Source organism: Pseudoalteromonas sp. SCSIO 43210, from assembly GCF_054133285.1.
In genome coordinates this window covers 1295640-1308389 of sequence record NZ_CP087225.1, presented here as the reverse complement: position 1 = coordinate 1308389, position 12750 = coordinate 1295640, and the positions used below count along the sequence as shown (strand labels likewise).

Annotated in this window: 10 protein-coding genes; 4 read left to right on the top strand and 6 right to left on the bottom strand. The window is 36.4% G+C overall.

Features of this window, described 5'->3' with window-relative positions; translation table 11 throughout:
• Window positions 1-126 precede the first annotated feature (126 nt).
• Window positions 127-681, bottom strand: coding sequence for an isochorismatase family protein (locus tag LOS73_RS05830; RefSeq protein WP_457934660.1), 555 nt, complete (start codon window positions 679-681; stop codon window positions 127-129).
• A gap of 152 nt (window positions 682-833) precedes the next feature.
• Here LOS73_RS05830 and LOS73_RS05825 point away from each other — a divergent pair, with 152 nt between their 5' ends.
• Window positions 834-5345, top strand: coding sequence for an EAL domain-containing protein (locus LOS73_RS05825; RefSeq protein WP_457934659.1), 4512 nt, complete (start codon window positions 834-836; stop codon window positions 5343-5345).
• Between the two features lie 48 nt (window positions 5346-5393).
• Here the strand turns inward: LOS73_RS05825 and LOS73_RS05820 are convergent, their stop codons facing one another.
• On the bottom strand, window positions 5394-6290 hold the full coding sequence (locus tag LOS73_RS05820) for a cation diffusion facilitator family transporter (protein ID WP_033015172.1): 897 nt from the start codon (window positions 6288-6290) through the stop codon (window positions 5394-5396).
• Window positions 6291-6737: 447 nt separating this feature from the next.
• Here LOS73_RS05820 and LOS73_RS05815 point away from each other — a divergent pair, with 447 nt between their 5' ends.
• Window positions 6738-7691, top strand: coding sequence for an SPFH domain-containing protein (locus tag LOS73_RS05815; protein ID WP_007375614.1), 954 nt, complete (start codon window positions 6738-6740; stop codon window positions 7689-7691).
• Window positions 7692-7712: 21 nt separating this feature from the next.
• The gene (locus tag LOS73_RS05810; RefSeq protein ID WP_008134418.1) at window positions 7713-8168 is read left to right on the top strand and encodes an NfeD family protein; all 456 of its coding nucleotides are present in this window, start codon (window positions 7713-7715) and stop codon (window positions 8166-8168) included.
• A 34-nt stretch (window positions 8169-8202) separates the two neighbouring features.
• Here LOS73_RS05810 and LOS73_RS05805 read toward each other — a convergent pair whose 3' ends face one another.
• Window positions 8203-9075 (bottom strand): SMP-30/gluconolactonase/LRE family protein, encoded by an 873-nt coding sequence (locus LOS73_RS05805; RefSeq protein ID WP_007375616.1) that lies wholly within the window; start codon window positions 9073-9075, stop codon window positions 8203-8205.
• Between the two features lie 154 nt (window positions 9076-9229).
• Between LOS73_RS05805 and LOS73_RS05800 the strand changes: the two genes are divergently transcribed.
• Window positions 9230-10066, top strand: coding sequence for a patatin-like phospholipase family protein (locus tag LOS73_RS05800; protein ID WP_007375617.1), 837 nt, complete (start codon window positions 9230-9232; stop codon window positions 10064-10066).
• Between the two features lie 9 nt (window positions 10067-10075).
• On the opposite strand, the gene LOS73_RS05795 is transcribed toward LOS73_RS05800, so the two are convergent.
• The 3 genes from LOS73_RS05795 to LOS73_RS05785 are packed head-to-tail and all read right to left on the bottom strand — an operon-like array spanning window position 10076 to window position 12197.
• A complete protein-coding gene (locus LOS73_RS05795) occupies window positions 10076-10321 on the bottom strand; it encodes a hypothetical protein (RefSeq protein WP_008134420.1) in 246 nt (81 codons plus the stop codon).
• Window positions 10318-11913 carry a PepSY-associated TM helix domain-containing protein gene (locus LOS73_RS05790; protein ID WP_205986676.1) on the bottom strand — a complete coding sequence of 532 codons (1596 nt, stop codon included), beginning with the start codon at window positions 11911-11913 and terminating at the stop codon, window positions 10318-10320. The genes LOS73_RS05795 and LOS73_RS05790 overlap by 4 nt, the downstream gene beginning before the upstream one ends.
• The gene (locus tag LOS73_RS05785; RefSeq protein ID WP_007375620.1) at window positions 11910-12197 is read right to left on the bottom strand and encodes a hypothetical protein; all 288 of its coding nucleotides are present in this window, start codon (window positions 12195-12197) and stop codon (window positions 11910-11912) included. The genes LOS73_RS05790 and LOS73_RS05785 overlap by 4 nt, the downstream gene beginning before the upstream one ends.
• Window positions 12198-12750: the final 553 nt, after the last annotated feature.

Here is a 12750-nt window from a genome sequence, read left to right as displayed (position 1 = left end):
CTACTTTTGATTTATAAGTTAAGCCCGATTCATACGTAGTTAAACGCCAATAAGTTCATTGGAATCAGGAAAATTTGGTGAATTTATTTATCCGCTTTATTTTTAATTTAAAGCAGGGTCTATTCATTATTTTATTATAGACAAAACTTCTTTAAATGTTGTCGTTGCTGAATTTTTTACCCATTGAAAAATAACAGTTTCAGCACACGAAATTATAGCACCCGCTTGTTGTAATTGATTAATAGCAATTTGCTTATGCTTTTCATTTCTAGAACCAACGGCATCTGCAATCACAATTACGTCAAACCCGCTTTGTAAAAGATCTAAACATGTTTGCAATACACAAACATGTGCTTCAGTACCAACAACAATTATCTGAGGCCGAGCAAACTGCTTCATACTCGCCAGAAAACCAGGTTCGGCACAGGCACTAAAATGTGTTTTATCGAAATACGTTGCTTTTGGTAAAAGCGCTTTTATTTCATCTTGTGTGCCACCTAAGCCTTTTTTATACTGCTCTGTAATTAAAACGGGTATACCATGTATAAGGCTCGTTTGAGCCAGCTGTAAAGTACAGCTCAAGATTGTAGGAAAACACTCTATCGCAGGTGCCAACTTGCTTTGCAAATCAATCACTAAAAGCACACTTTGTGAAGCATCAATATTGAATACACTACTCATATTTACCTCATGGGTTTATAACACCAGTATTTAAAAGTTAACTTAATTCAATCACCAAAAAATGTTTGACTCATGTATCTTTCATACGAGTCAAAATTTAAATTTATGCTATATTACAATACTATCCTACTTATTATGGGGCGAGTTTATAAGTGTATTGGAGTAAGTTTTTTTTCCTCACCATCACTGTTTGTTTTCTTTGCATAGGAAGTGTATCAGCTTCGCAAAATTATGCTCAACAGCTACAACGCATCTCAACTGATGAAGGCTTATCACAAAGTTATGCACTGCAATCGATTCAAGATGATATTGGTTACATCTGGATTGCCACGGCACAAGGACTAAACAGATATGATGGTTATCAAATAAAAACCTTTGATGGAGGTTTCGACCTAGACCAAGACTACATTAATAAACTGTTTAAAACCCAAGACGGTCAAATAATTGTTTCTACCGATGTATCTGGCGCATACATGATTAACCCGCTGACCCTAAAAACAGAAAAAATTTATTCGGGTCAACTAGATAAAAAACAAACAGATTTCTCTCCTATATCTAGTATCACACAATTAGAAAATACATTTTATTTTGCGATAAACGAAAAAATATTTAGCTTTAATAATGCTGAAAAAAAATTAGATTTAAAAATAGCTCTAAAAAATAAAAATTATTACATCAGAGCTCTTAAAATTTACGACAATATACTCTATGTAGGTACAGATAATGGACTTTTTACGTATAATTTAAAAACACAAAGTCTGGCGCCGCTGACAATTCACCAACCTAAAAAAACAACAGTCGACAACAATGACATCAAGTTTTTAACAATTGATGATGACTTAGGGCTGTTAATTGGCACTGTGGAAGGAATGTATCGCATTGCATTTAACACCACTAAACAGATTGATCCTACCCAGATTACCACTCTTATTGCTGATTATAATATTTGGGATTATGCGAACACTGTATATGGTGAGTTTATTGCAACTGAAAGTGGTTTGTTTCAATATCACAGAGACACAACCCAATTAGAATTCATTTTAAGCTTTGATAAAAGCAAATTTAACATCACCGAAAATACAATAAACAATTTAATGCTTGATAGATCAGGTGTACTTTGGCTCGCGTCTCGAACACAAGGCGTACTTACATGGGCAACTCAGACTCGTAGATTTAAGCAAATTACCTTACCTAAAAACAATACCATAAATAAAATTTATCAAGATAAAAATCACATTCTTTGGTTAGGCACCAACGATGGTCTAACTCGCTACAACTTAACAACAAAAGACAGTAAAACATATTTGCAATCAACTGACTCTAAAGCGGTTTATGGTGAATATTCCGTATACGACATTTTTCCTTCTCAGCTTGATGATAAGTACCTCTGGTTAGTGCGGTTTAATGGACTGGATCTATTTGACAAAAGCACCGGCAAAATTATCGAAAAAAGAAACCAGAAAAAAAGTGGCGTGAATGGTGAGAATTTATATGGGTTTTCCCCTTTCAGCTCCGATGTTTTTACCTATATGTCTAGTGAAAACTTTTATATCTATAGTGGAAAAACAGGAGAAAGCAGAGTAATCAATGGATTGAAAGACAAAGTAAACCCTCTAAAGGCTTATACATTTCACCAACCATTGAAATCGCATCCTAAAGAGCTGCTATTGAGCACTGCAAAAAGACTATATCGCTATAATGAGAAAACGCAAAAGCTCACCACTATTTTTCAATCGAACAGCACTAAAGATAATGTTTTTCATACAGTAGAAAATATTTACCTTGATGAAGCTCGTGATACTTTGTGGCTAGCTACTACTCAGGAAGGGCTAATTGGTGTAAACCCAAGTACGTATCAAAGAAAACATTATATAGGCTTAAAAAACACACTGAGAACTGATTCTATCTATTCGTTGCTTGCAGATGATCACAACGGATTTTTATGGGTTAGTAGTAATAATGGTTTATATCAACTCAATTTAGATACGCTTAATACTAATACTTACACAATAGAAGATGGTTTAAGTACAAATGAATTTGAGCCAATTTCAGCCGTTAGACTGCAAGATAATCAGCTCGCATTTGGCAGTAACTCTGGACTACAGGTATTTGATCCATCTGATTTTATCACTACCAGTTCAAAGAGTAGCCTTGAAATTACTGATATAGACCTATTTTCAAAAAGCCTAAGTTATTATCCAAATGAATACACTAACAAGCCATTAATGCTTAGCCATAAAGATATGGGCCTGATGATTAGCTTTTCTATCTTTGATTATCAAAACAAAGACAAAGTACGTTATAAAGTCACTTTATCAGGACCAACCTTGCTTACCTATGATGATTTAAAAGTAAATAAAGTCTTTTTTACTAAATTACAACCCGGCGATTACTCTCTCACTGTATCGGCATACACCAGAGATGGAGTTAATATAAGCATACCAAAAACATTCAACTTTAATGTAGCGTATGCCCCTTGGCAATCACCTATTGCCTATACTGCCTACTTATTCGGTATTATCATCATTTTGTCTTTACTTTTTTGGCAGTATCGCAGTCGCCAAATTGTGATTGGAAAAGCTCACAGAGCGACGATCGATTCGCAAAAGCAAACTGAGCTTGCGCTTAAAAATAATAAAAGCGGTGTATGGAACTATTACTTTAAGGATAACTCTGTAAACACACAACGCGGAAAAGAGCTAGGTTATTTAGACTTACCTAAACGTATTCAACTAGATGATTTTTTAGCCTTGATACATCCAGATGATCGCCGACAAATTGAGGGGCAATTACTTTCATATGCTCAGCAAAACGATACGCTAAGCTTGCAAAATAATTGGCAAGCTACATATAGATTACGCCATAAAACAGGTCATTGGTTATGGTATCAAGACCTTGGCCAAATTGTGTATAAACCACAATCCTCTGAGCCTTTGTATATTTCAGGTATTTATACAAACATTACAGAGCAGCGAGCCAATGAACAACAAGCGGCTATTCTTGGTCAGGTTTTTAGTCAAATAACCGATTGGCTATTGATCCTTGATGATCAACTTATGCCTTTTTCAGCCAATAATAGCTTTATTAATACATTTTCAAACAAAAAATCTATTGCCGAATTAAACCCTAAACTTTTCATTAAAGCGATAGGTAAAGCCAAGTGTAAAGAATATTCAGCAATATTAAAGGCGTTAAAGCCAACACAAAATTGGCGTACAGATGCCTATATCAACACAGCAATAAACAATGAACATCCTATACATATAAGCGTTACAGCAGTAGCAAAAGACACCAATGACGTAAGCTACTACGTTGTCGTTATTTCTGATTTAACCGAACAGAAAAACGCAGAAAACGAGCTTCGCTATCTAGCAAACTTTGATCCCCTAACACGCTTACCAAACCGTAGTTTAATGCATCAAAAAATAGAAAAAGCGATTAATCATGCAGACAAAAGTAATAAGCAATGTGCACTACTATTTATCGACCTTGATAAATTTAAACCCGTTAATGACTCATTTGGGCATGCCGTAGGCGATAAGCTACTTTGTAATATTACAGAACGCGTAACAAATATACTGAGTAACAAAGCAACACTTGGCCGCCAAAGTGGTGATGAATTTTTAGTACTGATAAAGCATGTAGATTCACTAAAGTCGCTTACTGAGACAGTAAAAAAAATTAGCCGCGAATTGGCAAGCAAAGTCATTATTGAGGATTTCTCTATCAATATATCTGCCAGTATTGGTGTTGCCCTTTATCCATTCGATGCTATAAATGCAGATCTACTGATCCGAAATGCTGATGTTGCGATGATGCATGCAAAGCAAGCTGGCAGAAATGGATTTAAATTTTTTAGTGAAGAAATGAATGAAGAAATAAAACAAAAGCTTATTCTTGAAAATGATTTAAAAGATGCCGTAAAAGACAATCGGTTTTTTAATCATTACCAACCTATAGTTGATATAAAAACAAAAACTATTAATGGCGTAGAGCTACTGATGCGCTGGGATAATAAAGGTCAATTAGTGTCACCTGCTGTATTTATCCCTATCGCAGAAGAAACAGGATTAATAGAAAAACTTACAGAGCAAGCAATGAAACGAGCATTTATTGAGCTTGCTCCAATTCTGAGCAATAACCCATTGTTTTATATTTCTTTGAATTTATCACCTAAACATATTTTAAAAGCGAATATAACTGATCGGCTACTCTATATATTAGCAAAATCACAAATATCACCAAGGCAGATCAGACTTGAAATTACAGAAAGTATCTTACTTGAAGACAAGTTTAAAGCAGCTAAACAATTACAAAACTTAAAAGCAGCTGGTTTCAAATTACTGCTTGATGACTTCGGCACGGGTTACTCGTCATTAACGTACTTAAGTCAGTTCCCTATAGATGTAATTAAGATTGATCAAAGTTTTGTTAATAGTATTGGCTTTGATAAAGACGACGAATCTATTATTAAAACGATATATTCGTTAGCTGAAAACTTAGAGCTTTATTGCATTGCCGAAGGTGTTGAAACACAAGAGCAAATGATATTTTTAGCAAATATAGGTTGCCATGTACTACAAGGGTATTACTTTGCAAAGCCAATGAGCGCCAAAGAGTTACGAAAAAATAGTTGTTTTGAAGAAATTTTGGGGTTGATTTAATGTTACTAATTCGTATGCAAATAAAATCACGCCCAGCATGTTCATAAATTAATGAACATGCGTATGCTCAGCATGGCTCTCTATTTGCAACACACTACTTTTAACATTGAATTTGTCTGACAGCACTTGCTCTACTTTTAAGCGACACGCTTCGTCGTGTTTTTCAATAGTGCAGTGCTGTTTAAGTACAACATGGGCACCAACTACGATCCCTCTGTACTTACGAGTAACAGTGACATTATGCACATCATGCACGTGCTCCATACGCGTTATTTCGTTTTCAATATCAATTGCTTTTGGTAACTGCGTTTTATTTAAACGTAAACCTTTAATACAACTAATAATTACTTTAATACCAGTAAATAAAACAAACGACGCAATCAACATGCTAGATAGAATGTCAATTACATCCCAGCCAGTAAAATAAATAAGCACACCAGCAACAAAAGTCGATACAGTAGAAATTAAATCAAAAAATGAGTGTAGGAATACGGCATAGATATTAATACTTGCTTTGCGTCCTTTATATAAAACCCAAGCAGCGGCACCATGAAACAAAAACCCGATCCCCGCAATTACCGACATTAAATAACTATTAATAGCAAGCTCATGCCCCTCACTATGATGCATGAACCGTTCACCGCCTTCATACAAAATAATTAAGCTAATAGCTAAATACAAAACACCATTTACAAGTCCACCTAATAACTCAGCCCGTTGATGTCCATCATTATAGGTTTTAGCAAAATGAATCGCTAAGCTAGACGCAATTAAAGCAATAAAAAGTGAGCTATTATGGACAAATAAATGACCCGCATCAGCAAGTACCGCAAGTGAATTTGAATAATAAGCCCCGATGACTTGAATAACCATAAATGAGCACGTGATAGCCAGGGCAATCAGTAGCCTACGGCGTGAAGCTTGGTGTGTAGTGATCTCTGTCATGAAGTGCTTGAATTACCTATACTTAAAATGCAAGTAAGCCATTAAAAGGCTCAACTGGAAGGAGTAATGATATACAGTATCAATTGTAATACTTTACGCACTTAAACGCACTAAAAAGTTAAGTAAATAGATATAAAAATTTTGTCTCGTTATGGGGTGGTTTTCTCATTGTTAAATAGCCCTATATTTAAGTAAATTAATATACACCTATTGAGTTACATCCAATATAAAACTGAAAATAGAATATTTTTGTGAAAGTAAACTTTCCGTTTCGTGCAGTAAAAATTAATAAAATTAAAATGCCAGCACTTTCAAAAAATGCTATATCACCCCCCTTCTCTAGTGCCTATTTTTGTGGTTAAAACGCCTTAGTAGTGATAATCTACACACGCTGAAATTATAAACAATACAACTGCTCAGCGTTTAATTATTATAAGGAATGTTTAAATGGATCCAGTCACACAAATTCTCGATATGGTTTTTACTGTTGAGGCTTTTTTACTTGTTTTTGTTATCGTGCTTTTAAAAAGTAGCGTTAAATTTGTACCACAAAATCGCGCTTGGTTAATCGAACGTTTTGGTAAGTACCAATCAACTAAAGAAGCTGGCCTTAACTTTATTATTCCATTTATTGATAGAATATCGGCTGATCGTAGCTTAAAAGAACAAGCTCAAGATGTACCATCGCAGTCAGCTATCACTAAAGATAACATCTCACTTATCGTTGATGGCGTACTGTACTTTAGAGTGCTAGACCCTTACAAAGCAACGTATGGCGTTGACGACTATACGTTTGCGGTTGTACAACTTTCGCAAACAACCATGCGTTCAGAATTAGGTAAAATGGAGCTTGATAAAACATTTGAAGAGCGTGATTTACTTAATACAAACATTGTTGCAGCTATAAATCAGGCATCTGAGCCTTGGGGTATTCAAGTACTTCGCTACGAAATTAAAGATATTGTGCCGCCTAACTCTATTATGGAAGCGATGGAAGCACAAATGAAAGCTGAGCGTGTTAAACGAGCTCAAATTTTAGAGTCAGAAGGTGATCGCCAAGCAAATATCAACGTTGCTGAAGGTAAAAAACAAGCACAAGTACTTGCTGCTGAAGCCGACAAAGCCGAGCAAATTTTACGCGCTGAAGGTGAAGCAACAGCTATTACTACGGTTGCAGAAGCACAAGCAAATGCACTTATTAAAATAGGTGAAGCCGCAGATACAGAGCAAGGCCAAAAAGCAATTCAGTTAGACTTAGCAACTAAAGCAATCGCTGCTAAAGAAGCCATTGCTCGTGAGTCATCAATTGTATTACTGCCAGACAACGCGACAGATGCAAGTTCAATGGTTGCCCAAGGTATGGCAATCATTAATAGCTTAAATAAAAAGCATCAGGGTTAATAACTAAATAAAGAGGTTTGTATGGATTTTATTACGCAAAATTTACCGCAAACACTTATGGTACTTGGTATTGTTGCTTTAATAATAGAAGTAGCAGTACTTGGCCTTTCTACATTTATTTTATTGTTTTTTGGATTATCGTTATTCCTTACCGGATTATTAATGAGTTTTGGTATTTTACCTGACTCATTAACCATAGCCCTTTGGAGTAACGCAGTTGTAACCGCAGGCTTGGCGGTTGTACTTTGGAAACCATTAAAACAAATGCAAAATCGCGTAGATAAAAAACAGGTAAATAGTGATTTTGCTGAACTTACTTTTGTACTTGCTAGCGATGTAACAGAACAAGGTTTAACTACACATCAATACTCAGGTATTAGCTGGAAACTCAAAAGTGAGCAACCAATTAGCGCCGGTACTGAAGTCTTAGTAACCAAAAAAGAAGTGGGTGTTATGTGGGTTAAGCCTAAAAGCTAATCATCACTTTAAAACAAGCACTGTGTATAATAAATTACAGTAAAACGGGCGGCTCAAACTGCCCGTTTTTTATGCCTGAGATTTGAAATACAGCGCCTTGCTCACTAACAGTATTATTAACCGCCTCATCAAACGCCGATGTCACAAGTAACAACTCAGCATTTTTACCACCGAATGCAGCGCATGTCGGTTTTATTGCACAAAGCTTTATCGTTTTAATTAACGCACCGTCTGGGGATAAACACATAACACACCCCATTCCCCACACAGCTAGCCACAAATTGCCTAATTTGTCGGTTACGCAGCCATCGGGGTCAACATCCATATTATTAAATTGATAAAAAACACGTGGCTCAGCGCAAGGTTCGCCAGTTTGCTCATCCAAATCTAATACATAAATACAGCTCGTTAAAGAGTCGCAGTAATAACCGCGTAAACGTGGCTTATCAAAGCACAACCCATTTGGGATACTCAAGCCATTTACAACGGCTTTAAGCTGGCGTTTATAATAACGGTATATTTTACCATCCCCTTTTTTAGCATTTACATCCATTGTACTTAACCAAAAGCCACCCCATGGATCAGCACGGCCGTCGTTTGAACGCCTATTTAGCTGTGTATTTTCAATATTAAGAATAAGATGTCGAGTAGTTGAATTAATATGATATTTATATAAGCCAGTACTTGTACAGAGCAGCAAGTGCTGCTCATCAATCCAAGCGATTGCACTGAGCGTATCGGGCATATTAACTGTTTTTAGTTGGCTTTCACTGTGTATGTTTTTGCTTAAAAGTAATTTTTTATTTATGTCGACCCAAAAAAAAGTATTCAGCACAGGATGCCAAAGTGGACTTTCTGCAAGCTGATACTGTGTGCTTTCAAAAATGGTTACGCTAGGATCAAACATAAGTAATTATTCTTTATTATTAACAAAGCCTTGTAATATTAAACCTTACCAGAAAACAGTGAATTTCGCGATGTGTACCAGGCTTTAATTTATCAACACCATTAGTAATTTTTAGACTGAGTTGATAACATCAAATTTCATAAAAGGATTGACCATGAACAACAATAATAAAAATACACTCGTCGTTGAAGGCGGTGCAATGCGTGGTATATTTGCCGCAGGTGTACTTGATGAGTTTTTAAAACAACAATACCAACCGTTTGAACGCTATTTTGGTGTATCAGCTGGCGCAACGAATATAGCCGCATTTTTATGTAAGCAACCAATGCGAAATTATAAAGTGATTACCGACTACTCGTGCCGACCTGAATTTATCAATTTAGCGCGTTTTATTAAAGGTGGTCATTTATTTGATTTAGACTGGCTCTGGCAAGAAACAATTCGCGAAATACGCCTCCATACGGAAGTATTTGATCAAACTCCACACGAGTTTTATATTGTATCTACGGCAATCGAATCGGGCAAAGCGCACTATTTAAAAGCCACCAGCACCGATATGGTACATCAATTAAAAGCATCGTGCGCTATACCCATCGCATATCGTGACTACCCTATTATTAATGGCATAGCGATGACCGACGGCGGGGTTGCTGATTCAATTCCGGTAATAAAAGCTTACGAAATGGGCGCACGTGAAATCACCGTTATTTTGTCTCAATGTTTGGGCTATCGTAAAAAACCAAGTAAAGCACCTTGGCTTACTAAAAAAATGTATAAAGACTACCCCGCATTAATTCAAACTACGTTAGGTAGATCTGATTTTTATAATAAGTCTATCGATTTTATTATGAATCCACCAAATGACTGCAAAATCAATATTATTGCACCACCTGCTAACTTTAAAGTTGGGCGTACCACTAAAAAGTTTGAAATACTTAATAGTGGTTACAACATGGGGATTGATGCTGCTAAGGCCTTTTTAGCTGAATAACTGCATTTTTTAACCTAATAATTGCGGTGCTTTACCCGCAATAACTGCAGTTAGTAAACCAGCTAACATGGCCCCGACAACGGTGCATATTGCACCGCCTAAAATACCGTAAATACTCATAAAACATATCAGCGCTAAACCAAATAACAGCGTACTTAAAAATGTTTTAGTCACTATTGTTAGTGTATTTTTTCGTATGTTGAGCATCATTAGTAGCAAACTCACCATTGCAATTGTAATTAGTAGCTCGTTCATGCGGGTTGTACCTCGGCTTGTAATTTTTGTGTGTTTTTTATTTTTAAGGCAGCAAAAATACACGCGATACCCACCACCATAAAGCTTATATCTACTACCGCAACAAACGTACTATTAAGGTTAATAACATTGCTCACGCCAAATATAATATTGAGCGGCAGCACCAACGCAAGCGAAGCGCCGCATAGCAAAAGAGTCAGCTTAAAATAGTTTTTATAACCTACAGGCAATACACTTAAGAGTAACCATGCCAACCACGTATAAAAAAACACGGGTCCAAAAAAGCTATTTTGCGCCACACCAATAACGGTATAATTAAGTACAACTTGTAAAGGAAATAACACAAAGCTTGCTAATACCAAACCTCCACAACTGCCAATAATAAAACGATTCCATCGTGCATATGCCTGCATACTCAGCGACGGGCTACTGCCACGTGTACGCTTTGCCAGCCACATCATCATCCCTGAAATAGGTAAAAGCGCGGTACTTAAGCCAAGCAATACCCAAAGTAATTTTACAAACACCCCTGCAAAGTTCCCAAAGTGCAGCGGAAACATCAACTCAATTACTTGTATTGATACACCCGAAATATCACCAAAACTACTCATCGACTGCACAAACTCACCATTACCACGATAATGCAGTAACTGAGAAGCAACAGCCTCGCCACCTAACAAACGCAAATACACCTGCGCATTCGCATCGTTATGCGCCATTATTGTGACATCCCTAATTACTGCTTCAGGGTAACGGCTATGAGCATGCTCTAAAATAGTGTCTATTTTTGTAGGTTGCTTAATATGGCTAACTACCGGCTCAGGAATGGCGGTAAACGTTTCTATTAACTTATCTTGATCGCCACCAAAGCTCACAAACGCAGCTGCTGGTAGTAAAATAATGGTCGCGAGCCCTAAAAATGATCCTGTAAAACCAATCACAATATTAAATACGCTGCCCCAAATACCTATAACTTTGTGAGCATCACTGACTGCAATATCTAACCCTTTATTTCGTCTAAACGTAAAAAGCTCTTTTATCAATTTACGATGAATAAACAAGCCTGTAACCGCACTTACTAAAAGCGTTAGGCCTAAAAACCCAGTGAGTATTAACCCAATTGGTCGCCCTAAATGCAAGTCTGCATGAAACTCGCCTATATAAGTTGGCGCATCCGTTTTTTTATTAGCGTAAAATTCTTTACTAGGCCCATAGTAAGTATTTTCCAGCGCCAATGTATTGGGATGAAATTGAAATACTCTGGCCACCTCTTGGTCGTAATTTTCATCACCATGGTGAGATTCAAATACCAACGTTAATAAATGAAAGTTATGTCCACTTGGCAAAAACACATGAATGTTTTCGCCAAATTCACTAGGTACTTGTTTATGGTATTCGTTTACTAGTCGATTAATTTGCGCGCTGGCAACGTGTTGGCTAGATTGTAGCTCTGGATTTGCCCATATTTTTAACTCAGGTCGCGACAGCACTGCTAATGCCCCACTAAATGCAACAATAAACAGCAGTACCGCAGTAATAATTCCTACCCAGCTATGTAATAAAAATAGCTTTTTTAAAGTGATCGACTTCATCCCTGCCCCTGTGTTAACGCCCAAAAACTCAATAAACCATGTGATACACACAGTACAATCATCACAACAAAAGGTTGCCATACCTTTTGCGCCAAATACGCATAAATAAACAACGCAGTCCAAATAACAGGAAAAAGTAAAATAGGCAGTAATATTTGTTCATTCATTTGAAACGGTAAGTAGGTTGTCATACCCGGAATTATTATTACCGCAGTAATTAGTGCTAATACACACGCAATTAAGTGTCTTCGCCGTGTGGCTGTAAACGTTTTTTTATTATCCATTCTTCGCTCATTAAATTTGCCTAAACATATACAAAACCGCACATGCAAATGATAACAATTGCCATTATATTGTGTATTTATTACTTAATGCAATTTATTAAACAAATTAAGCCGCTTTTATACTAAAAACACGGTTGGTTTTTCTTATTAGCTTTTATGCTATGCAGTGCAATTTAGGTACGCAGTAATGCCCCTTTTCAGTGAAGCCGAGTTTGATTTTTCGTTTTCTCTTGGCTTACCTGTATTAGCTACTCCCTCAGGCTACGAGTTGCTTAAACATTAGATGGCGTAACAGCCCTTTTAAAGCCTTTTATAGTCACTTATTTTTCTATTAAACTATTCATACGGTTTCTAGAAAATTTCACTTTTGTTAGTTTTGTCTTTACCGAATCGTATTTGGTGGTATTTTATTAACTAACCTGAATTCTGGTTAAGAGATTTAAAAACACTATAAATAATAACGATATTTAAGTCTGTTTCTCTCTAGCTAGAAATTTTTGGTGAAAACAAGGCGAATTTACGCGTCAATAGCTGGTCTATTGCAAGGAAATTC